We start from the raw sequence: 21244 nt of genomic DNA on the forward strand, positions 1-21244 counted from the left end.
TGCTACCGCAGCCCGGGCCCCGCCCCAGGAGCCGGGACTCCGTACTCGGCTCCCCGAACGGCTCCCAAGGGACCCCCAGGGACGACTCAGGGCCCCGATCCTCGGAAGGATCAGGGCCCTGACCTGCTGCTTTGGAGTCGGGGTGGCGGGATTTGAACCCACGGCCTCTTCGTCCCGAACGAAGCGCGCTACCAAGCTGCGCCACACCCCGGTGCAACGAGGATTACTTTAGCGGACCCGGAGCCGGAGGCGAAATCCGGTTTCGGGGGGAGCCGGGGGAGGGGGCCCGGGGGAGGGGCCAGGGAGGGGGCCCGGGGGAAGGTCAGGTGAGGGTGAGGAGGGTGGCCTCGGGGGGGCAGGCGAAGCGGACCGGGGTGAAGCGGTTGGCGCCGCAGCCCGCGGAGACGTGGAGGTAGGAGGTGGAACCGGTGGCGGTGTGGGTGGAGAGGCCCTTCACGCGGTCGGTGTCGAGGTCGCAGTTGGTGACCAGGGCGCCGTAGAAGGGGATGCAGATCTGGCCGCCGTGGGTGTGGCCGGCCAGGATCAGGGGGTAGCGGTCGGCCGTGAAGGCGTCCAGGACCCGGAGGTAGGGGGCGTGGACGAGCGCGAGGTTGAAGTCGACGTCGGGGTCGGGGCCGCCGGCCACGGCCGCGTAGCGGTCCCGCTTGATGTGCGGGTCGTCCAGGCCGGTGAGGCCGAGCACGGGGCCGTGGTCGAGCTTGAGCCGGCCGCGGGTGTTGCTCAGACCGACCCAGCCGGCCTCGTCGAAGGCGTCGCGCAGGTCGCCCCACGGGTTGCGGATCGCGCCGTGGGCGCTGCCGCTCTTGCCGTTCAGCCCGTGCTGGCCGCGGGCCTTCTCGACGAGATAGCGGCCGGGGTTGCGGAACTTGGGGCCGTAGTAGTCGTTCGAGCCGAAGACGTACGCGCCGGGGAACCGGAGCAGCGGGCCGAGGGCGTCGAGCACTTCGGGGACGGCGGTGGGGTCGGAGAGGTTGTCGCCGGTGTTCACCACGAGGTCGGGGCGCAGCCCGGCCAGGGACTGCAGCCAGCGGCGCTTCTTGGTCTGGCCGGAGACCATGTGGATGTCGGACAGCTGGAGGATGCGGATCGGCCGCATGCCCTCGGGCAGCACCGGCACCTCCACCCGGCGCAGGCGGAAGGACCGCGCCTCGAAACCTGCCGCGTAGGCCACGCAGGCCGCGCCTGCCGCCGTCACACCGAGGGGGATTCCGTATCGCGCGCGCATGCGTCCATCGTGTCAGAGTCGGCACCTCAGGTGTGCGCTGGTACGGCTGCGGTACGACGGTACGACGACTAAGGGATGGCCTTACGCCGATCGCGGTACGGCCGGGCGCCGACCGCGGCGAGCCCTACCCCGCCTACGGGAACTTCCGCGGGAGCGGCCACCGCGCGGTTAATACGGCGCACCCGCCGCGCCGTGATGCGAAAATCGCCCTATGACCACGACCCTCAAGCAGCGACTGCACGACGACCTGACCGCCGCGATGAAGAGCCGCGACGAACTGCGCTCTGCCACGATCCGGCTGACCCTCAGCGCCATCACCAAGGAGGAGGTGGCGGGCGACACGGCCCGGCAGCTCTCCGACGACGAGGTGCTGAAGGTGATCGCCCGGGAGGCGAAGAAGCGCCGGGAGGCCGCGGAGGCGTTCGCGCAGGGCGGCCGGGAGCAGTCCGCGCAGCGGGAGCGGGAGGAGGGCGAGGTACTGGCCGAGTACCTGCCCAAGCAGCTGGGCGACGAGGAGCTGGCGGGGATCGTACGGTCGGCGATCGAGGAGTCCGGCGCGTCCGGGCCCAAGGCGATGGGCGCCGTGATGAAGGTCGTGAGCCCCAAGGTGGCCGGGCTCGCGGAGGGCGGCCGGGTCGCCGCCGAGGTCAAGCGGCAGCTCGCGGCGGGCTGAGCCCACGGCCGGCACCCCACCGCCGGCACCCGCACTACCGCGGCCGCACCCACCGCCGGCCCCTGCCTCCGCCCCCGCACCCGCCGGCCGCGCCCGCTGCCCGCACCACCGCAAAGCAGTGGCACCGCGGAACCGCGGAGCGGATGACGTAAGAGGCATGACGTAAGGGGCACCCACCAGAGTGGGTGCCCCTTACGTCATGCCTCCTACGTCATGCCCGTTCACCGGGTGCGGCGCTCGACCGCCGCTATGGTGTCCCGCCCAGTTGCCCGCCGGTCTGCCCTCCCGAGGGGAACAGCCCCCCTGCCCCGCCGCCGGTCGTCCCGTCTGTGGTGCCCTGATCCGCTCCCCCGGTGGTCGTGCCCCCGGTCGTCACCCCGCCGGTGGTGGCCCCGTCGACCCCGCCCGTCGTCCCGCCGACCGTGCTCGTACCGGTGCCGCCGCTGGTGATCGCGCCGGTGGTCGCGCCCATCACCGTGAAGCCGCCATGGCCGCCGTGCCCGCCGTGGCCCTTGCCGTTGTCGCCGCCGTTGTCCCCAGTGTTGTCGCCGTTGGGCGGCTGCTGGGAGTCGCCCGGGCTCGGCACGTTGAGCGGGACCGTGGTGAAGTTCTCCGCGGGGGAGCCCTCCAGGGCGCCGTTCATCGCGTCCTTCCAGATCGGCGCGGGTCCGTCGGCGCCCTGCACCTTGTCGTAGCTGCGCGGGCCGATGGTGATGTCGATCATCTGCCGCTTGTGCGCCGGGTCGCCCATCCACACGGCGGACGCGAGGTTCGGCGTGTAACCGGCGAACCAGGCGGCGTAGCGGTTGTCGGTGGTACCGGTCTTACCGGCCGTCTCCCGGCCGGGGAGGTTGGCCGCGGTACCCGTACCGTCGTCGACGACGCCCTTGAGCATGGTGTTCAGGGTGTCCGCGGTCTGCTGCGACATCGCCTGCGAGCAGAGCGACTTGGGCACCGTCAGGTGCTTGCCCTGCGCGTTGGTCACCGAGTTGATCACGATCGGCGTGCAGTAGACGCCTCGGTTGGCGAACGCGGCGTACGCGGCGGCCACGGTCAGCGGCGACACCTCGTTGGTGCCCAGGGTGAGCGAGGCGCCCTGCACCAGCGGCTTGCCGTCGGCCCGGCCCACGCCGAGCTTGTCGGCCATCTTCACGATCGGGCAGAGGCCGACATCGGCTTCGAGCGCCACGAAGTAGGTGTTGATGGACTGCTTCAGCGCGTCCGGCATCGCGTACGGGCCGCGCTCCGACGGCATCTCGTTCTGCGTGGTCTTGTCGCTGTGCAGGACCGCGCCGCTGCAGTTGGTCACGTCCGGGTACTGCATCTTGTTCGGCGCCGGGTAGGTCTGCGAGGGCTTGTAGCCCGCCTCCAGGGCGGCCGCGGCGGTGATCGGCTTGAACGTCGAACCGTTCTGGAAGCCCAGCCCGCCGTCCATGTCCTGGTTCACCGAGTAGTTGATCTGCGTCTCGTTCTTGCCGAGGCCGTACGGCTTGCTCTGGCCCATCGCGACGACCTTGCCGGTGCCGGGCTGCACCATGGTCATCGCCGCGGCGATGGTGTCGCTCTTGTAGACGTGGTTGCTGATCCCGTCGAGCAGCGACTTCTGCGCCTTCGGGTCGAGTGTGGTGTGGATGGTCAGGCCGCCGGTGTTCCAGACCTTGGCGCGGTCCTCCTTCGTCTTGCCGAAGGCGGCGTTCTGCAGGAAGGTCTCGCGGACGTAGTCGCAGAAGAAGCCGGCGCCGTTGACGGCGGTGATACAGCCGTTCTTCGGGGTGCTGACCTTGAGGCCGAGCGGGGCCTTCTGCGCGGCGGCGGCCTGGGCCGGGGTGATGTCCTTGAGCTGGGCCATCCGCGCCAGCACGGTGTTGCGCCGCTGGGTCGCGGCGTTCGGCGCGCTGATCGGGTCGTACCCGGTCGGGGACTGGACCAGCCCGGCCAGCATCGCGGCCTGCGGGAGGGTGAGGTCCTTGGCGTGGGTGCTGAAGTACCGCTCGGAGGCGGCCTCGATGCCGTACGCCTGCTCGCCGAAGAAGGTGATGTTGAGGTAGTTCTCCAGGATCTTCTTCTTGCCGAGTTCCTTCTCGACCTGGATCGCGTACTTCATTTCCTTGATCTTGCGGCCCACGGTCTGCTGGGTGGCCTCGGCGACCTTGCTCGGGTCGTCGCCGGCCTCCTCCACGAAGACGTTCTTCACGTACTGCTGGGTGAGCGTGGAGGCGCCCTGGGTGCCGCTGTCCGAGGCGTTGTGGCTCAGGGCGCGCAGGATGCCCTTGAGGTCGATCGCGCCGTGCTCGTAGAACCGCGAGTCCTCGATGTCGACCAGCGCGTTGAGGATGTTGGGGCTCATCTGGGTGATCGGCACGACGGTGCGGTCACGCGAGTAGACGGTGGCGATGAGGCCGCCGTTGGCGTCGAGGATCTTGGACGCCTGACTCAGGGGCGGCTGCTTCAGCTCTCCTGGCAGGTCGTCGAAGCCCTTGACGGTGCCCTTCGCGGACAGCCCGAGAGCGCCGGCGGCGGGCAGCGCGATTCCCGCGAGCACCACGCCGGCCAGCACGCTGACACCGAGGAACTTGGCGACCTGCTGGGTCGTCGACAATCCCCCACCGGAACGCTTGTGAGCCATGCAGAGCAGCCTAAACCGTCATCCTGGGAGTTCCCGAGGCTTGGTGGCTTTTCTGGGCGGACGCGTACGAGACCGTGACAATACGAGGCCGTGACGTTCGTGACGGAAACGGGTCACGGGGTGGACGGGTGGTGAGGGGCGCGACCGCCGGCGGCGGACCCGGATGCAGGGGCGTACGCCGGCGCGAGGCGACACGGACGCGACGCGGGACCTCTCACGCGGCCTACGGGGTACGGGCGTTGCGATTTCCCGGACGCGCGGTGGGGTGGTCGCCTACCCTGGAGCAGGCGGGGCGCGAAGGGATCGCGACCTCTTGCCTTCCTTTGTCACTCTTGTGAGTGATGAGAACTGCCCGAATTTCGGTATATGCCTGGGGTCTTGGCGCCTCCAGGTGGGCGGAGAGCGCAGTTTCTCCGGATATATCCGATTTCGTCGCGGCTCACTCCGTTGGGTGATCTGCCGCGCACGCATAGTCCATTCGGGCCATGCAAGATTGGGCCTGAAAGGGCTGTTGCGCCGCGCCTACCTTCCGTAACGTCCTCAACTGGCAACGGTGAATATGCCGTTTGCCGCCGTGGGGGAGCCTCGATTCGGGAGAGGACGGCGCCAGCATGAGCAGCTGGGTAACCGACTGGAGCACGCAGGCCGCGTGCAAGACGACTGATCCGGACGAGCTGTTCGTCCAGGGTGCGGCCCAGAACCGGGCGAAGGCGGTGTGCACGGGATGCCCGGTGCGCACCGAGTGCCTGGCGGACGCCCTCGACAACCGGGTCGAGTTCGGTGTGTGGGGGGGGATGACCGAGCGTGAACGCCGCGCTCTGCTGCGCCGCCGTCCGACCGTGACGTCCTGGCGCCGGCTGCTGGAGACCGCCCGTACCGAGTACGAGCGCAGCACCGGACTGCTGCCGATCGGCGACGAGGCGGACGAGGACTACGCCGCGGCGGGCTGATCGCCCCTGAGACGCCGACGGTCCTTGCGACGCCGACCGTCCCTGAGACGGCGGGCGAGGATGGACGAGGACGGACTACGCCGCGGCCGGTTCATCGCCGCCGAGACGCAGGCCGATCGCCCGCAGCCCTTCCAGGTCGTGCACGTCGCCGGGCAGCGCCGTGACTTCGACCACAGGGACTTCGGGGTGCACCGACACGAAGCGGTCACGCGTGCGCCGCTCGCGGGCGACCACCTGCATCCGCTCGGCGTGCAGGCGCAGCAGCCCCGCGGCGAGGAGTTCCGTACGGTCCTGGGGGTCTGCCTCGACGCGGTCCCGGGCGCTGTCCGCGGCGCCCTTCCCGGCGCCTTCCGCGGCGCTGCCGGAACCTTCGTAGTCAGCTTTCCCGGCGGGGAGATCGACAATGCCGCCGTCGGCAAGATTTTCCGCGACCGCGTCCTCCAGCGCCTCGGCGGCGGCCAACGCCCGTTCCGCGGTGAGCTGATCGGCGCCGCTGCCGTGCACGCGGTTGAGCACCAGCCCGGCCAGCGGCATGTCCTCGGCGGCCAGCCGCTCCACGAAGTAGGCCGCCTCGCGCAGCGCGTCCCGTTCGGGGGCGGCGACCACCAGGAACGCGGTGCCGGGCGCCTGGAGCAGCCGGTAGGTGGCGTCGGCGCGGGTGCGGAACCCGCCGAACATGGTGTCCATGGCGGCGACGAACGTCTGCACGTCGCGCAGCAGCCCGGCGCCCATCACCTTGCTCAGGGTGCCGGTCATCATCGACATGCCCATGTTGAGGAACTTCACCCCGGCCCGGCCGCCGACCTTCGCCGGCGCCATCAGCAGCTTGATGAAGCGGCCGTCGAGGAACGAGCCGAGCCGCTTGGGGGCGTCGAGGAAGTCCAGCGCGCTGCGGCTCGGCGGGGTGTCGACGATGATCAGGTCCCAGGCGTCCTGGGCCCGTAGCTGGCCCAGCTTCTCCATCGCCATGTACTCCTGGGTGCCGGCGAATCCGGCCGACAGCGACTGGTAGAAGGGGTTCTCCAGGATGGCCCGGGCCCGCTCGGGGTCGGAGTGCTGCACCACGACCTCGTCGAACGTCCGTTTCATGTCCAGCATCATCGCGTGCAGCGAGCCGCCGGCCGACCGATCGATTCCAGCCACCTCGCGCGGGGTGTTGTCGAGTTCGGTCAGGCCCATCGACTGCGCCAGACGGCGCGCGGGGTCGATGGTGAGCACCACCGCAGTGCGCCCGCGCTCGGCGGCGCGCACGCCCAGTGCGGCGGCGGTGGTGGTCTTGCCGACACCGCCGGAGCCGCAGCAGACGATGATGCGGGCCTTGGGGTCGTCGAGCAGCGGATCGATCTCCAGCGGGGGGCTTTCCAGGCTCATCCGTGCGACCTCAGAACTCGGGCTCGTTGTACGCGGGGCCGGCGTCGGCTGTTCAGGCGGGCGTCGTCAGTCATCGTCCACGTCCACGTTCGCGGCGCGGGCGTCTTCGGCATTCTCGGAGTCGTCGGCGTCGTCCGGGGCTTCGTCGTCGTCCGGCGCGACGGGTGCGTGGGCGTCCTCGCGGGCGGGCGCCACCGCCTGGTGGCGCAGACTCTCGGCGAGCCGGTAGAGCCCGCCGAGGTCCACTCCGTCGCCGAGCAGCTCCAACTCCCTTACCGGCAGGCAGAGTCCGGCGATCTCCGCGCGCTGCTCCCGCTCCAGCACCACGCGCTGGGCGTGCTCGTGGGCCTGGGCCAGGAGCGGCTCGACGAGGCGTTCCGCGACGCCGCCGCGGCGCGCGCCGCCGAGCCCGGCCTGGGACAGCGCCTTGGCGACGGCGGTCCTGCGCTTGCCGTTGCCGGCCGCACCGCCGCCGTTGCCGCTCGCCCCGCCCGTGCCGTTCGCGCCGCTCTCGGTGCCGGACACCTCGGCCAGCTCGGCGTCCGCCAGCATCACCGGCCGCACCATGTTGACGATCACCGCGCCCACCGGCAGCCCGGCCGAGCGCAGTTCCGCCACGCCGTCCATCGTCTCCTGGACCGGCATCTCCTCCAGGAGCGTCACCAGGTGGATCGCGGTCTGCGGGGACTTCAGCACCCTCATCACGGCCTGCGCCTGGTTGTGTATCGGGCCGACCCTGGCCAGGCCCGCGACCTCGTCGTTGACGTTGAGGAAGCGGGTGATGCGGCCGGTCGGCGGGGCGTCGAGCACCACCGAGTCGTACACCGGCCAGCCCGCCTTGTCCTTGCGGCGTACCGCCTCGCACACCTTCCCGGTGAGCAGGACGTCGCGCAGGCCGGGGGCGACGGTGGTGGCGAAGTCGATCGCGCCGAGCTTCCTCAGCGCCCGGCCGGCCCGGCCGAGCTTGTAGAACATGTCGAGGTAGTCGAGCATCGCCAGCTCGGCGTCGATGGCCAGGGCGTGCACCTCGCCGCCGCCCGACGCGGAAGCGATCCTGCGCTCCTCGTACGGCAGTGCCTCGGTCTCGAAGAGCTGGGCGACGCCCTGCCGCTCCTCGACCTCGCACAGCAGCACCCGGCGGCCCTCGGCCGCGAGGGCGAGCGCCAGTGCGGCGGCGACCGTGGTCTTGCCCGTGCCGCCCTTGCCCGTCACGACGTGGAGCCTGACGGCTGATGACTGTTGAGGGCTCACCCTTGCGAGCCTAACCATTCGGCGGCCCCGTCACCCCTCCGGCCGCCGGTTCGCCCTCCGGAGCCGCCGCACGAAGCGGGCCGCCCCAGGCACTAAAGTCGCGGTATGGCGAAGAAGTGGGAGTACGCGACCGTACCGCTGCTGGTGCACGCGACGAAGCAGATCCTGGACAACTGGGGCGAGGACGGCTGGGAGCTGGTCCAGGTCGTCCCGGGCCCGAACACCGAGCAGCTGGTCGCTTACATGAAGCGGGAGAAGGAGTGAGCGGGGCCGTCGCGTCGCGGCTCGCCGAACTGGGGCTGACCCTGCCGGACGTGGTGCCGCCGCTGGCCGCGTACCAGCCCGCGGTCCGCTCGGGCGCGTACGTGTTCACCTCGGGGCAGCTGCCGATGATCGAGGGGAAGCTGCCGGCGACCGGCAAGGTCGGCGCCGAGGTGTCCCCGGAGCGCGCCAAGGAACTCGCCGCGACCTGCGCGCTGAACGCCCTCGCGGCGGTCCGCTCGGTCGCCGGCGACCTGGACCGGATCGCCCGCGTGGTCAAGGTGGTCGGCTTCGTCGCCTCCGCGCCGGACTTCACCGGCCAGCCCGCGGTGGTCAACGGCGCCAGCGAACTGCTCGGCGCGGTGCTGGGCGACAAGGGCGTGCACGCGCGCAGCGCGGTCGGCGTCGCGGTGCTGCCGCTGGACGCGCCGGTCGAGATCGAGATCCAGGTCGAACTGGCCGACTGAGCCCGGACCGGCCGCCGCGGTGTGCGGTGGCCGGGCGGGTGGCCGGGCGGGTGGCCGGGCGCCGCTGGTACGGCGATGCTGGTACGGCGACGGTTGAGGACGCGACGGGAGGGCGGCGCGGTGGGCGAGGGTACGCACGAAGGTGCCGGCGCTGCGGAGGACAGCGCGGACTCGGGCACGGGCAGGGGTGACGGCGCCGCACCGGCGCGGTCGGACCTGATCCTGCACCTCACCGAGCGCGCGCTGTGGGACGAGGCTCGCGCGATGGGCAGCTACGAACTGTCCACCCGCGACCGCACCCTCGGCGACGTCGGCTTCATCCACTGCTCGCTGCGCCACCAGCTCCCGGCGGTCGCCGCGCTGCTCTACGGCGCCGAGCCGGCCCGTACCGACCTGGTCGTCCTGGTGATCGCGGTGGACCGGCTCGACGTGCCGGTCCGCTACGAACCACCGGTGCCGGGCGGCGAGGAGTTCCCGCACATCTACGGCCCGCTGCCGGTCACCGCGGTGGTCGCGGTGGAGCCGTGGCCAGGGCCGTAACCGAGGCTGTCGCCGGGGCCGTCGCCGAGGCCGTGGCGCGGGGTTGTCCACAGCCGTTCGGGTGACCCTCGAACAAATCGCCGCGGGCACGTAGGCTCCGGCCATGAGCAGCATGAACGGTGCCTCCTCCACCGCCGACTGGGCCGAGCGCGTCCGCGCCCTGGCCCGCGGCGAACTGGTCCCGGTCGACGCGCGACCCGCCGCGACCGTGCTGCTGCTGCGCGACCCCGAGGCGGGCGGCACCCGTGCCGGCGAGACGGCCGGCGCGTCCGCGGGGGAGAGCGGCGGCCCCGCCGTCCACATGCTGCGCCGCCGCGCGTCCATGGCCTTCGCCGCGGGTGCGTACGCGTACCCCGGCGGCGGGGTCGACCCGCGGGACGAGCGGCCGGTGCGGTGGGCCGGACCGCCGCTGGAGTGGTGGGCGCGCACGCTCGGCGTGCCCGCGGGCCAGGCGCAGGCGGTGGTCTGCGCGGCGGTCCGCGAGACCTTCGAGGAAGCCGGGGTGCTGCTGGCCGGGCCCGACGGCGAGAGCGTGGTCGCCGACACCACCGGGCCGCGGTGGGAGGCCGACCGCGCCGCCCTGGTCGCCCACGACCTCGCCTTCGCCGACTTCCTGGCCGCCCGGGACCTGGTGCTGCGCTCGGACCTGCTCGCCCCGTGGGCGCGCTGGATCACCCCGGAGTTCGAGCGGCGGCGCTACGACACCTGGTTCTTCCTGGCCCTCCTGCCATCAGGCCAGCGCACCCGCGACGTCTCCGGCGAGGCCGACCACACCGTCTGGCTGCGCCCGGCCGAGGCGGTCGAGGGCCACGCCCGCGGGGAGATGGCGATGCTCCCGCCCACCCTCGCCACCCTCCGCTCGCTGCTGCCGTACGGACGCGCGGCCGACGCGCTGGCCGCGGCGGCCGACCGGGACCTGACCCCGGTGATCGCGCGGGCGTCCCTGGACGACGACGGCCGGGTCGTGCTGACCTGGCCCGGCCACGACGAGTTCAGCCGGGAGCAGCCGTGACCGCCACCCAGCCGCCGGGCCGCCCGCAGCCCACCGTCGGCGGCTCCGCCACCGCCCGCGCGCTGTGCGTCCTGGCGCCCAACCCGTCGCCGATGACGCTCGACGGCACCAACACCTGGATCGTCGCCGAGCCCGACTCCCCGCTGGCGGTCGTCATCGACCCCGGTCCGCTGGACGAGGAGCACCTGGCCCGGGTGATCGCCACCGCCGAGCAGCACGGCCGGCGGATCGCGCTGACCCTGCTCACCCACGGCCACCCGGACCACGCGGAAGGCGCCGCCCGCTTCGCGGAGCTGACCCGCACCCCGGTCCGCGCCCTCGACCCGGCGCTGCGGCTGGGCGACGAGGGACTGGCCGCGGGCGACACCGTGACCACCGGCGGCCTGGAACTGCGGGTGATCGCCACCCCCGGCCACACCGCCGACTCGCTCTCCTTCCACCTGCCGGCCGACCGGGCGGTGCTCACCGGCGACACCGTGCTGGGGCGCGGCACCACCGTGGTCGCCCACCCCGACGGCCGCCTCGGCGACTACCTGGACTCCCTGCGCCGGCTCCAGTCCCTCACCGTGGACGCCGAGGTGTCCACGGTGCTGCCCGGCCACGGCCCGGTGCTCGACGACGCGCGCGGCGCCGTCGAGTTCTACCTCGCCCACCGCGCGCACCGCCTGGCCCAGGTCGAGACCGCCGTCGAGTCCGGCCTGCGCACCCCTGCCGACGTGGTCGCCCACGTCTACGCCGACGTCGACCGCGCGCTCTGGCCCGCCGCCGAGCTGTCGGTCCGTGCCCAACTCGACTACCTGCGCGAACACGGACTCATCGAACTGCCATGACACTTCAGCCCTCGCCCTCGCCGTCCTCTCCCGCATCCCCGGCCGGGTCCCCGGCCGACGAGGCCACCGCCCCCGCCACCGCCCTGTTCGCGCCCTGGTCACCCTCCTTCGTCCAGGACCCCTACCCCGCCTACGCGGCCCTGCGGGCGGCCGGCCGCGCGCACCGCTTCGACCCCACCGACCAGTGGCTCGTCCCGCACTACGACGACGTCAGCGCCCTGCTGCGGGACCGCCGGCTCGGCCGCACCTACCTGCACCGCTTCAGCCACGAGGAGTTCGGCCGCCAGGCGCCGCCGCCCGCGCACGAACCGTTCACCACCCTCAACGGCAACGGGATGCTGGACCTCGAAGCGCCCGTGCACACCCGTATCCGCCGCCTCGTCGCCAAGGCGTTCACCCCGCGGATGGTGGACGACCTCGCGCCGACCGTGCACCGGCTCGCCGCCGAGCTGATCGCCGCCCTGCGCGCGGACGGCGGCGGCGACCTGCTGGCCCGCGTCGCCGAGCCGCTGCCGGTCGCGGTCATCGCCGAGATGCTGGGGGTGCCGCCCGCCGACCGCGCCCTGCTGCGCCCGTGGTCGGCGGCCATCACCGGCATGTTCGAGCTGAACCCGTCCGAGGAGACCGCCCGGCTCGCGGTGCGGGCCAGCGAGGAGTTCTCCGACTACCTGCGCGGCCTGATCGCCACCCGCCGCCGCGCCCCCGGCGAGGACCTGATCAGCGCCCTGATCGCCGCACACGACGACGGAGACGTGCTCAGCGAGCAGGAGATGATCTCCACCTGCGTGCTACTCCTCAACGCCGGCCACGAGGCCACCGTCAACACCACCACGCTCGGCTGGCTCCAGCTCTTCCGGCACCCCGACCAGCTGCGCCTGCTGAGCGACGCCACCGCCGGAGCCGTCACCACGGCCGCCGCCGGCACTTCCGCCGGCGCCTCGGCCGGCGACGAGCTGCTGCGCGGCGCCGTCGAGGAGATGCTGCGCTACGACACCCCGCTCCAGCTCTTCGAGCGCTGGGTGTTGGACGACATCGAGATCGGCGGCACCACCATCCCGCGCGGCTCCGAGGTGGCCCTGCTGTTCGGCTCCGCCAACCGCGACCCGGCCCGCTTCCCCGACCCCGACCGCTTCGACATCACCCGGCCCGCGGCCGGCAACAAGCACGTCACCTTCGGCGCCGGCATCCACTTCTGCCTGGGCGCGCCGCTGGCCCGGCTCGAACTCACCGCGTCCTTCGGCACCTTCCTGCGCGAAGCCCCCGGCATGCGGCTGGTCGAGGAGCCCGCCTGGCGCCCCGGCTACGTGATCCGCGGCCCGGAACAGCTGCTCGTCACCTGGTGACGGCGGTCTCCCACCCCAGGCGGGGGCCGGCCCTCAGCCCCCGCCCAGGTCCCGGCGCCGCACCCCGGCCAGGCCCGCCGTGAGCGCCACGGCGGCGGCGCATATCAGCCGGGCGTACGGCGACGCCGCCGCGCTGGTGCCCGCGCGGCCGATGGGCACCGAGCCCGAGGTGATGACCTTCGTCGAGCGGTTCGCCGCCGAGATGGTCGAGGCCGGGATGCAGCGCACGCCCGCCCGGGTCTTCGCCGCCTTGCCGGCCTCCGAGGACGGCGCTCTCAGCTCGGCGGGGCTGACCTGGAACCGGGCGAGCGGCTCCAGGTCAGCCCCGCCGCCGTGTCCGGCGCGGTGCGGTACCTCGCGCAGGTGGGCATGCTCGTCCGCGAGCGGGAGCCCGGCTCACGCCGCGAGCGGTACCGGGCAGGGCCGCGGACCGAACCCCCGGCCGGCCCTGGCGACCCACCTCATGCCCGCCCCCGGGCCCGGCCTTACCGCGGCACCGTCAGCCGCCATGCCGACGGCTCCACCGTCCACGTACGCGACCGCACCGGACCGGTGATCGCCGAGTCGGCCCGGTAGCGGAAGTCGCGGCCGGAGACGGTGATGGTGCGCGCCCGGGCGCGCACCTGCGCGGAGCCCGGGGTGCGGCGGACGAAGATCTCGGCGAGCCCGGTGGGCGCGGGCCGCACCGACACCTCGTGCACCGGCTCGTCCAGGTCGGCGAGCAGCACTCCGTCGGCCTCGACCCGCAGCCGCTGCCGGCGCGGCGGCGGATTGCCGTTGACCGGGATCGGTGAGGTCAGCGTGCGCACCAGGGAGCGGGCGGTCTTCTCCACCGGCGTCCACCAGTGCGCGGCGGTGTGCGCGACCGGTGAGCCGCACGGCAGGCTGAGCGTGCCGAGCACGATGCCGCCGCTCTCGTCGACCAGCAGGTCCAGCTCGCGCTCCACGCCGTCGAGCACCGCGCGGGCCGCCGCGGGCACCTGCACCGGCACCCCCAGCGCGCGCACCAGCGTGGAGCGCGGCCCGATCGGCACCACCGACAGCGGGGAGTCGTGCAGGGTGCGCTCGCGCCGCAGCGCGTTGACCGTGCGCAGCAGGGCCGCGTCGTCGCCCAGCACCACCAGATGGCGCCGGCCGCGATGGGCGAGCGCCCGCTCGGCCTCCTCGGCGGACTCGGGGAACGCCATCTTCACGGAGGCCGCGCCCGCACACAGCACATCCTTGGCGATCCGGACGGATTCGCCGTCGGTGGCGCGTGCGGCGGGGTCGATGACCACGAGCAGGGGATGCCCGGCCGGGACGTGAGCCGACACCTTGGTCCTTCCTCAGGTAAAGTCTTGGTGCAAGAGCCCCTTGCGCCTTTGCGTCAGGGGCTTCGTCTATTCCGGGGCAGGTTCGACGGCTCTCTGCACGTTGGACATGCCCCGCCCGGAAGGGGTGTACGCCTGTGCCCGCACTTGTGCTGCTCGGTGCTCAGTGGGGTGACGAGGGCAAGGGGAAGGCCACCGACCTGCTCGGCGGCTCAGTGGACTACGTGGTGCGTTACCAGGGCGGTAACAACGCCGGTCACACGGTCGTCGTCGGCGACCAGAAGTACGCACTGCATCTGCTCCCCTCCGGAATCCTGTCACCGGGCTGTGTCCCGGTGATCGGCAACGGTGTCGTCGTCGACCCGAAGGTCCTGCTCTCCGAGCTGAGCGGACTCAACGAGCGCGGCGTCGACACGTCCAAACTGCTGATCAGCGGCAACGCCCATCTGATCACGCCGTACCACCAGACCATCGACAAGGTGACCGAGCGCTTCCTGGGCAACCGGAAGATCGGCACCACGGGCCGCGGCATCGGGCCGGCCTACGCGGACAAGATCAACCGGGTCGGCATCCGGGTGCAGGACCTCTTCGACGAATCGATCCTTCAGCAGAAGGTCGAGGCCGCGCTCCAGGACAAGAACCAGATCCTGGTCAAGATCTTCAACCGGCGGGCCATCACCACCGAACAGGTCGTCGAGGAGTACCTCGGCTACGCGGCGCAGATCAAGGACTTCGTCGCCGACACCACGCTGGTGCTGAACAACGCGCTGGACGCCGGCAAGGTCGTGCTCATGGAAGGCGGGCAGGGCACGCTCCTGGACGTCGATCACGGCACCTACCCCTTCGTCACCTCGTCGAACCCGACGTCCGGCGGTGCCTGCACCGGCAGCGGTGTCGGCCCCACCAAGATCACCCGGGTGATCGGTATCCTCAAGGCGTACACAACGCGTGTGGGCTCCGGACCGTTCCCCACCGAGCTGCTGGACGAGGACGGCGACAAGCTCCGCACCATCGGACGCGAGTTCGGCGTCACCACCGGACGCGACCGTCGCTGCGGCTGGTTCGACGCGGTGATCGCCCGTTACGCGACCCGGGTCAACGGCCTCACCGACTTCTTCCTCACCAAGCTGGACATCCTCACCGGCTGGGAGCGCATCCCGGTCTGCGTGGCCTACGAGGTCGACGGCCGCCGGGTGGACGAACTCCCCTACAGCCAGAGCGACTTCCACCACGCGAAGCCGATCTACGAGTACCTGCCCGGCTGGTCGGAGGACATCACCGGCGCCAAGTCCCTCGCCGATCTGCCGAAGAACGCGCGGGACTACGTGAAGGCGCTGGAGGAGATGTCGGGCGCGCCGATCTCGGCGATCGGGGTCGGCCCCGGCCGGGACGAGACGATCGAGATCAACTCCTTCCTCTGAGGTCCTCCGGGTTCGTGAACCCTGAGGCCGAGCCGCCGCGCGCGCCCCGCGTGCCACGCACAGGTAAGCCCCGCCCACCCTGGTGAGCGGGGCTTACCCGTAGGTCCCGACGCGCCTGTGGACCCGGCGTGTCAGCCGTCGACCTTGGTGTACGTCAGCGGCGCCTTGCCGTCGTCCAGGTCGCTGCGCTGCAGGTGGGTCGAGTCGACCAGGCTCAGCTCGCTGGCGTCACCCGGGGCACAGGAGGACGCGGGCGTGCCGCTGACCACCTTCGACGCGCTCAGCTCCACCGGCGGCCCCGGCGCGGTCACCTTCATGTCCCAGAAGCAGGAGTACGACGCGCTGTCGCCCGACAGCTCCACGTCGCCGTTCTCGTGCACCGTCAGCGTCCGCGTGTTGTCGCCGTTGTCGGCGCTGGTGAACGAGGTCCGCCAGGTGCCCACCATCTCGCGCAGCCCGCCGGCGCCCATCGGTATCGGCTCCCGTGTCGACGGACCCGTCGGCGCCGCGCCGGAGGGGGCCGTCGAGGGCGCCTTCGTCGAAGGGGTCGGCCCCGGACCGGCCTTGTCGTCGGTGCCGTCGCGCGTCGCGACGTACGCGGTCGCCCCGCCCGCCACGAGCACGAGGGCCACCCCCGCCGCCACGAGCGGCCAGCGCTTGCGGCGAGGCGCCGGCGGCTCGGGGTCCGCCGGTCCAGGCGGCGCGGGCATCCCGCCCGGCGCCTTCGGGGCCCCTGGCGCCGCTACGGGACCCGGCACCGGCCCGGGCGCGCCGGTCATCTGCGGCAGCGGCGCGGTAGGCGGCACCGCTGCCTGTGCGACCACCGGTTGCGCGACCGCGGGTTCCTGTGCGACTGCCGGTTGCGCCGCTGCGGGTTCCTGTGCGACCACCGGTTGCGCGACCACGGGTTCCTGCGCGGCCACCGGCTGCGCGACCGCCGGTTCCCCCGCGGCACCTGCCGTGAACCCGGCCGGCGGCTCCGCCGCCCTCGCGCCGGGCCGCACCTTGGCACGGGTCAGCACCATGGTCTCGGCCGACTCCGCGGGAGCCTCCAGCGGCGCCTCCACCTCGGCCTCCAACTCCAGCAGCCGCACCGCGTGCCGCCCCAGCCGCGCGACGATCGCCCCGGGCAGCCAGGGCTCCCCGTCCGCGTCGGCGTCCTGCGCACCGTCCTCGCCGAGCAGCCGCCGTACGTCCGCGAGGGACGGTCGCGCGTCCGGTTCCTTGGCCAGGCAGGCGGCCACCAGGGCGCGCAGTCCCTCCGGTACGGCGTCCAGGTCCGGCGGTTCCTGCACGATGCGGAACATCTGCGCGTGCACCCCGCTGGAGGCCGCGCCGAACGGCTGGAGTCCGGTGGCGGCGTAGGCCAGCACCGAGCCGAGGCAGAAGATGTCGCAGGCGGGGGTGACGCGGTCGCCCCTCACTTGTTCGGGTGACATGAACCCGGGCGACCCGATCATCGCCCCGGTACTGGTCAGCGACGAGTCGGCGACCGTCTCCAGGGCGCGGGCGATACCGAAGTCGATCACCCGGGGGCCGTCGATCGTGATCATCACGTTGGACGGTTTGAGGTCGCGGTGCACCAGCCCGGCGCCATGGATGTCGGCCAGGGCGTGGGTCAGCCCCGCCGCCAGGACGCGGACCGAGTGCTCCGGCAGCGGCCCGTACTCCTTGGCGACGACCTGCTGGAGCGACGGCCCGGGCACGTAACCGGTGGCCACCCACGGGACGTCCGCCTCGGTCTCGGCGTCGAGCACCGGCGCCGTCCAGCGCCCGCCGACCTTCCGTGCCGCACGCACCTCGCGCCGGAATCTGGTGCGGAACTCCTCCTGCTCCGCCAGATGCGCCCGCACCACCTTCACCGCGACCGTACGGCCGCGCTGCGACCTGGCCAGGAAGACCTGCCCCATCCCGCCGGAGCCGAGCCTCCCCAGCAGTCGGTACGCACCGATCCAGCGCGGATCGTCGGTCCTCAGCTCGTCCATCGCCCGTCCTGCCCCCGCTCTCCGCCACCCCGGCCGCAGATCGCCGCCGGTCGCAACGGCCCAGCCTTCACGGCGAAGAATAAGCATACGAACGCCAGTCGCCTATGGTGTGCGAGGGTGCGGCGGGCACCGCAGTGACGGCTGGTTACGGCGAGGAGGCGGTATGCGGGACGGCGGGCCGCAGGTGCGGCGCAGCAGCCTGCGCCAGCAGATCGCCGACGCCCTGCGGGACGAGATCCTCACCGGCCGGCTCCAGGCCGGGCGGCACTTCACCGTCAAGGAGATCGCCGAGACCTACGGGGTCTCCGCCACCCCGGTGCGCGAAGCCCTCGTCGACCTCGCCGCGCAGGGCCTGCTGGAGGTCGAGCAGCACCGCGGCTTCCAGGTCCGGCAGTTCACCGCCGCCGACTTCCGCTCGCTCACCGAGGCCCGCACCCTCGTCGTGGACGCGGCCTTCCGCTGGATGACCGAGTACGGCGCCGCCGACCCGTCGCCCGACGCCATCGCGTCCGTACGGCGCCGCGCCGAGGCCGCCGTACGCGCCGCGCAGGCCGGCGTCCTGGACGTACTGATCGGCTGCGACCTGCGGTTCTGGCGCGAGCTCGCGGCCATGGGCGGCAACCCGCACCTGAGCGAGTTCCTGGACCGGGTGCGCGCCCAGGCGTGGATCTACGCGGTGCCGCACCTCCGCTCGCTGACCGACCTCGCGGGCGTGTGCTGGTCCGGCCACGTCGCCCTGGTCGACGCGGTCGCCGAGCGCGACACCGCCACCGCGCTCCAACTCACCCACGAGTACGGCGAGCACACTCTCGCGCTGGTCGAGAGGCTCGCCCTGGCACGCTCCTGACGCGACCTGTCCCGTCGCCTTAGGCTGTACGCCCCCGACCGGATGGAGTTGCTTCGTGGCCTGCGACCTGTGGCTCGTGCCTCTCGTGGATGTGCTGTGCCACAGCCCGGAAAACCCGTTCTCCGAGGAACTCGCCCGCTACGACAAGGCGTTGGCCGAGGCGGGCCAGCCGCCCGTGCCCGTCTACAACTACATGCCGGGGCTTTCCGGCGACGTGGCGCCGGTGGCCTGCTTCGACTACGACGCGCTGCACTTCCTGCGCCGCGCCTACCTGCTGGCCCTCCAGGGCCTCGAAGTCACCCCGGTCGACGCGCTCGGCGGCGACTACGAGGAACTGCTGGAGATGTTCGAGACCACCGCGCAGACCTCGCACCTGGTCTGGCACTACGACCACGCGGGCGCCTACGTCCCCCTCGACTTCCCCCAACCCGTCGTCAACGACGAGCTCCTCGAAGGCGGCGGTCCGCTCGGCTCCAGCCACGGCCTGCTGCGCGAGCTCGACTTCGTCGCGCCCGCCATCGGGATCGACCCGGCGAGGCCCCCGGCCGCCCCCGAGCCCCCGGCCCGCCACACCACCCTCGAAGAGCCCGCGCTCACCCCCACCGCCACGGGTCCCTTCGCCCGCGAACACCACGTCTGGCTCGGCCTCCACGCCGCCGCCACCCGCTCCCTCGGCCAGGGCTCGATGATCGTCTTCAGCTGAACGGCCCCCCACGGACAGCCGTTCGGTGCCCAGAACCGGGTGCCCAACACGGAAGAGCGGCTCCCCCGGACGGTGCCCACACGTGAGAAAGCTCCCACGTATCCCATCCCCGCACCCCCACCCCGTACCCCAGCCCCGCACAGCTCACCTCGGCGCTTCCGGGGGGCGTTGGCGGGGCATGGTGGGGCGGGTGCTGGGGTGGGGGAGGCGCAGGCCCGAGGGCGGGGTGGGACGGGGAGCGGGGGGTGGGGCGGGGGACTGGCTGCGGAGGGCGGCCGCGGCGGAGTGGGCGCCGAAGTCCACCATCCAGCCGGAGGTCTCCACGCGGACGAGGTCGGCGATGTCCTCGCAGAAGCCGCGCAGGACCGTGAGGCAGCGCTCGGCGGCCTCGGCGGCGGTCCCCTCGGTGGGCCCGAGCACTTCGCGGACGCTCTCGGCGGCCCAGTCGAAGCGGAGCGCCTCGATGCGGCGCTGCACGGCCTGCGCGGTCGCGACGTCCCGCATCCAGCCGGTGGTGAGCCCGAGCAGGCGGTCGGCGGCGACGCACGCACCGGCGAGCAGCAGCGCGAGGTAGCCCCAGCGGGCCGGCGACCTGCCGCCGTCGGCGAGTTCGATCAGCGGGAGCGCGGCGGCGGCCGCGCCGCAGACGGTGGCGCCGAGCCGGAGCGCGCGGGCGGCCCGCCGCTTCGGCAGGCGGCCGCGCAGGTACCAGTCCGCGGTGCGCAGGGCGCCGTCCTCGGCCCAGCGGTACAGCTCCTGGAGGCGCTCGGCGGGCTCGGCCCAGTCGCCGAGCGGGAGGGGCAGCGCCCGAAGGTCGTCGGGGTGACGGTGCAGCGCCCGCCGCGAGGGCTCGTCCCGAGAAGCCCCCTCGGGAAACATGTCAGGCTGGCTCACTGCGAAGGCTCCCTCGACTGCTGCGCACCGGGCGTACCCGAAGTACCCGGCACCCGCCGGTTGAAGTTCCCTTCTTACCGCCGAACGGCTGAGCCAGATGCACCGATATCCGGAATTCGCCCCGTAAGGCCCGTGTGATCAGGTATAGGCCGCTTGTCGCCGTCGCTCGAAAGAGTGAGGGCGGCCGGGCCCGGCCGGGCCCACTACCCTGGTGCGCGTGAAGGTCCTTGTCATCGGCGGCGGTGCCCGCGAACACGCCCTGTGCCGTTCCCTGTCCCTCGACCCCGAGGTCACCTCGCTGCACTGCGCCCCCGGCAACGCCGGCATCGCGGAGGTCGCCGAGCTGCACCCGGTCGACATCATGGACGGTGCCGCCGTCGCCGGCCTCGCGGGGGAACTCGGCGCCGACTTCGTGATCGTCGGCCCCGAGGCGCCGCTGGTCGCCGGGGTCGCCGACGCCGTACGGGAGCGGGGCATCGACTGCTTCGGCCCGTCCCGCGAGGCCGCCGCGCTGGAGGGCTCGAAGGCGTTCGCCAAGGACGTGATGGCCGCGGCCGGGGTGCCGACCGCCCGGTCGTACGTCTGCACCACGCCCGAGGAGATCGACGCGGCGCTGGACGCCTTCGGCGCGCCCTACGTCGTCAAGGACGACGGGCTCGCGGCGGGCAAGGGCGTCGTGGTCACCGAGGACCTGGCCACCGCCCGGGCGCACGCGCTGGCCTGCGACCGGGTGGTGATCGAGGAGTTCCTCGACGGGCCCGAGGTGTCGCTGTTCGCGGTGACCGACGGCGAGACGGTGCTGCCGCTCCAGCCCGCGCAGGACTTCAAGCGCGCCCTGGACGCCGACGAGGGCCCCAACACCGGTGGCATGGGCGCGTACTCACCGCTGCCGTGGGCCGACCCGAAGCTGGTCGAGGAGGTGGAGCGGACCGTGCTCCAGCCGACCGTCGACGAGCTGCGGCGGCGCGGCACCCCCTTCGCCGGGCTGCTCTACGCGGGACTGGCGATCACCTCGCGCGGCGTGCGGGTGATCGAGTTCAACGCGCGCTTCGGCGACCCCGAGACCCAGGTGGTGCTGGCCCGGCTGCGCACCCCGCTGGCGGGGCTGCTGCGGGCGGCCGCCACCGGCCAGCTCGCCGCCTGGCCGGAGCTGCGCTGGAGCGACGGCGCGGCGGTCACCGTGGTCATCGCGTCGTACAACTACCCGGACACCCCGCGCACCGGCGACCCGATCACCGGGCTCGCCGATGTCGCCGAGCAGGACGAGCACGCCTACGTCCTGCACGCCGGTACCCGTACGGCGGACGACGGACGGGTCGTTTCGGCGGGCGGCCGGGTGCTGTCGGTCACGGCCACCGGAGCGAGCCTGGCCAAGGCCCGCGACCGTGCCTACCGCGCGGTCGGGCGGATCGGCCTCGACGGCGGCCACCACCGCGGTGACATCGCCGCGAAGGCGGCCGAGGCCGCCCAGGACTGAGCCGCCGCCCGCCCAGGACCGAGCTGCCGCCCGCGCC

20 protein-coding genes, 1 tRNA gene and 1 pseudogene are annotated in these 21244 nt (G+C 72.8%); 13 read left to right on the plus strand and 9 right to left on the minus strand.

Annotated elements, in window-relative coordinates:
- Positions 1–137: 137 nt before the first annotated feature.
- Positions 138–211: transfer RNA gene (locus OG896_RS21195), tRNA-Pro, on the minus strand.
- 111 nt (positions 212–322) lie between these two features.
- Positions 323–1246, minus strand: a complete 924-nt coding sequence (locus tag OG896_RS21200) for a metallophosphoesterase (protein WP_329367651.1) — start codon at positions 1244–1246, stop codon at positions 323–325.
- Between the two features lie 211 nt (positions 1247–1457).
- Between OG896_RS21200 and OG896_RS21205 the strand changes: the two genes are divergently transcribed.
- Positions 1458–1919, plus strand: a complete 462-nt coding sequence (locus OG896_RS21205) for a GatB/YqeY domain-containing protein (RefSeq protein WP_328465811.1) — start codon at positions 1458–1460, stop codon at positions 1917–1919.
- A 247-nt stretch (positions 1920–2166) separates the two neighbouring features.
- Here the strand turns inward: OG896_RS21205 and OG896_RS21210 are convergent, their stop codons facing one another.
- Entirely contained in the window at positions 2167–4545 is a 2379-nt protein-coding gene (locus tag OG896_RS21210) for a transglycosylase domain-containing protein (protein WP_329367652.1), read from the minus strand.
- Between the two features lie 611 nt (positions 4546–5156).
- Between OG896_RS21210 and OG896_RS21215 the strand changes: the two genes are divergently transcribed.
- Complete coding sequence (locus OG896_RS21215; RefSeq protein WP_329367654.1) at positions 5157–5495, plus strand: WhiB family transcriptional regulator; 339 nt, start codon at positions 5157–5159, stop codon at positions 5493–5495.
- 75 nt (positions 5496–5570) lie between these two features.
- Here OG896_RS21215 and OG896_RS21220 read toward each other — a convergent pair whose 3' ends face one another.
- Positions 5571–6866: an ArsA family ATPase gene (locus OG896_RS21220; protein ID WP_329367656.1), complete on the minus strand. Its 1296-nt coding sequence runs from the start codon at positions 6864–6866 to the stop codon at positions 5571–5573.
- 66 nt (positions 6867–6932) lie between these two features.
- Complete coding sequence (locus OG896_RS21225; RefSeq protein WP_329367658.1) at positions 6933–8135, minus strand: ArsA-related P-loop ATPase; 1203 nt, start codon at positions 8133–8135, stop codon at positions 6933–6935.
- An 87-nt stretch (positions 8136–8222) separates the two neighbouring features.
- On the opposite strand from OG896_RS21225, the gene OG896_RS21230 reads away from it, so the two are divergent.
- From OG896_RS21230 to OG896_RS21255, 6 genes are all read left to right on the plus strand, one after another.
- A complete protein-coding gene (locus OG896_RS21230) occupies positions 8223–8381 on the plus strand; it encodes a DUF4177 domain-containing protein (protein ID WP_107503983.1) in 159 nt (52 codons plus the stop codon).
- On the plus strand, positions 8378–8845 hold the full coding sequence (locus OG896_RS21235) for a RidA family protein (RefSeq protein WP_328465800.1): 468 nt from the start codon (positions 8378–8380) through the stop codon (positions 8843–8845). The genes OG896_RS21230 and OG896_RS21235 overlap by 4 nt, the downstream gene beginning before the upstream one ends.
- Before the next feature lie 120 nt (positions 8846–8965).
- Positions 8966–9385: a DUF952 domain-containing protein gene (locus tag OG896_RS21240; RefSeq protein ID WP_329367662.1), complete on the plus strand. Its 420-nt coding sequence runs from the start codon at positions 8966–8968 to the stop codon at positions 9383–9385.
- Positions 9386–9488: 103 nt separating this feature from the next.
- Positions 9489–10397 (plus strand): NUDIX hydrolase, encoded by a 909-nt coding sequence (locus OG896_RS21245; protein ID WP_329367664.1) that lies wholly within the window; start codon positions 9489–9491, stop codon positions 10395–10397.
- Positions 10394–11227: an MBL fold metallo-hydrolase gene (locus tag OG896_RS21250; RefSeq protein ID WP_329367666.1), complete on the plus strand. Its 834-nt coding sequence runs from the start codon at positions 10394–10396 to the stop codon at positions 11225–11227. The genes OG896_RS21245 and OG896_RS21250 overlap by 4 nt, the downstream gene beginning before the upstream one ends.
- Complete coding sequence (locus OG896_RS21255) at positions 11224–12570, plus strand: cytochrome P450 (RefSeq protein ID WP_329367668.1); 1347 nt, start codon at positions 11224–11226, stop codon at positions 12568–12570. The genes OG896_RS21250 and OG896_RS21255 overlap by 4 nt, the downstream gene beginning before the upstream one ends.
- Before the next feature lie 33 nt (positions 12571–12603).
- Here the strand turns inward: OG896_RS21255 and OG896_RS21260 are convergent, their stop codons facing one another.
- Positions 12604–12798, minus strand: coding sequence for a hypothetical protein (locus OG896_RS21260; RefSeq protein WP_329374598.1), 195 nt, complete (start codon positions 12796–12798; stop codon positions 12604–12606).
- Between OG896_RS21260 and OG896_RS21265 the strand changes: the two are divergent.
- Positions 12722–12987, plus strand: a pseudogene (locus OG896_RS21265) (GbsR/MarR family transcriptional regulator); the annotation flags it as partial. The gene OG896_RS21260 and the pseudogene OG896_RS21265 overlap by 77 nt on opposite strands.
- 68 nt (positions 12988–13055) lie before the next feature.
- On the opposite strand, the gene OG896_RS21270 reads toward OG896_RS21265, so the two are convergent.
- The gene (locus OG896_RS21270; RefSeq protein WP_329367670.1) at positions 13056–13883 is read right to left on the minus strand and encodes a diacylglycerol kinase family protein; all 828 of its coding nucleotides are present in this window, start codon (positions 13881–13883) and stop codon (positions 13056–13058) included.
- A gap of 134 nt (positions 13884–14017) precedes the next feature.
- On the opposite strand from OG896_RS21270, the gene OG896_RS21275 reads away from it, so the two are divergent.
- Positions 14018–15301: an adenylosuccinate synthase gene (locus tag OG896_RS21275; RefSeq protein ID WP_328465788.1), complete on the plus strand. Its 1284-nt coding sequence runs from the start codon at positions 14018–14020 to the stop codon at positions 15299–15301.
- A gap of 131 nt (positions 15302–15432) precedes the next feature.
- On the opposite strand, the gene OG896_RS21280 is transcribed toward OG896_RS21275, so the two are convergent.
- Positions 15433–17286: a serine/threonine-protein kinase gene (locus tag OG896_RS21280; protein WP_329367673.1), complete on the minus strand. Its 1854-nt coding sequence runs from the start codon at positions 17284–17286 to the stop codon at positions 15433–15435.
- Positions 17287–17449: 163 nt separating this feature from the next.
- Here OG896_RS21280 and OG896_RS21285 point away from each other — a divergent pair, with 163 nt between their 5' ends.
- Positions 17450–18133, plus strand: coding sequence for a GntR family transcriptional regulator (locus tag OG896_RS21285; protein WP_329367675.1), 684 nt, complete (start codon positions 17450–17452; stop codon positions 18131–18133).
- A 55-nt stretch (positions 18134–18188) separates the two neighbouring features.
- Positions 18189–18836 (plus strand): hypothetical protein, encoded by a 648-nt coding sequence (locus OG896_RS21290; RefSeq protein WP_329367677.1) that lies wholly within the window; start codon positions 18189–18191, stop codon positions 18834–18836.
- 144 nt (positions 18837–18980) lie between these two features.
- Here OG896_RS21290 and OG896_RS21295 read toward each other — a convergent pair whose 3' ends face one another.
- Entirely contained in the window at positions 18981–19715 is a 735-nt protein-coding gene (locus tag OG896_RS21295) for an SLATT domain-containing protein (RefSeq protein WP_329367679.1), read from the minus strand.
- A gap of 232 nt (positions 19716–19947) precedes the next feature.
- Here OG896_RS21295 and purD point away from each other — a divergent pair, with 232 nt between their 5' ends.
- The gene (purD, locus tag OG896_RS21300; RefSeq protein ID WP_329367681.1) at positions 19948–21207 is read left to right on the plus strand and encodes a phosphoribosylamine--glycine ligase; all 1260 of its coding nucleotides are present in this window, start codon (positions 19948–19950) and stop codon (positions 21205–21207) included.
- Positions 21208–21244: the final 37 nt, after the last annotated feature.

This window comes from Streptomyces sp. NBC_00669, from assembly GCF_036226785.1.
Lineage (GTDB): Bacteria > Actinomycetota > Actinomycetes > Streptomycetales > Streptomycetaceae > Actinacidiphila.

Coding starts and splice junctions, on each gene's coding strand:
- OG896_RS21220 (WP_329367656.1), bottom strand. CDS start 6,866: ATGAGCCTGGAAAGCCCCCCGCTGGAGATCGATCCGCTGCTCGACGAC.
- OG896_RS21245 (WP_329367664.1), top strand. CDS start 9,489: ATGAGCAGCATGAACGGTGCCTCCTCCACCGCCGACTGGGCCGAGCGC.
- OG896_RS21225 (WP_329367658.1), bottom strand. CDS start 8,135: ATGGTTAGGCTCGCAAGGGTGAGCCCTCAACAGTCATCAGCCGTCAGG.
- OG896_RS21280 (WP_329367673.1), bottom strand. CDS start 17,286: ATGGACGAGCTGAGGACCGACGATCCGCGCTGGATCGGTGCGTACCGA.
- OG896_RS21200 (WP_329367651.1), bottom strand. CDS start 1,246: ATGCGCGCGCGATACGGAATCCCCCTCGGTGTGACGGCGGCAGGCGCG.
- OG896_RS21230 (WP_107503983.1), top strand. CDS start 8,223: ATGGCGAAGAAGTGGGAGTACGCGACCGTACCGCTGCTGGTGCACGCG.
- OG896_RS21215 (WP_329367654.1), top strand. CDS start 5,157: ATGAGCAGCTGGGTAACCGACTGGAGCACGCAGGCCGCGTGCAAGACG.
- OG896_RS21295 (WP_329367679.1), bottom strand. CDS start 19,715: ATGTTTCCCGAGGGGGCTTCTCGGGACGAGCCCTCGCGGCGGGCGCTG.
- OG896_RS21205 (WP_328465811.1), top strand. CDS start 1,458: ATGACCACGACCCTCAAGCAGCGACTGCACGACGACCTGACCGCCGCG.
- OG896_RS21210 (WP_329367652.1), bottom strand. CDS start 4,545: ATGGCTCACAAGCGTTCCGGTGGGGGATTGTCGACGACCCAGCAGGTC.
- OG896_RS21255 (WP_329367668.1), top strand. CDS start 11,224: ATGACACTTCAGCCCTCGCCCTCGCCGTCCTCTCCCGCATCCCCGGCC.
- OG896_RS21285 (WP_329367675.1), top strand. CDS start 17,450: ATGCGGGACGGCGGGCCGCAGGTGCGGCGCAGCAGCCTGCGCCAGCAG.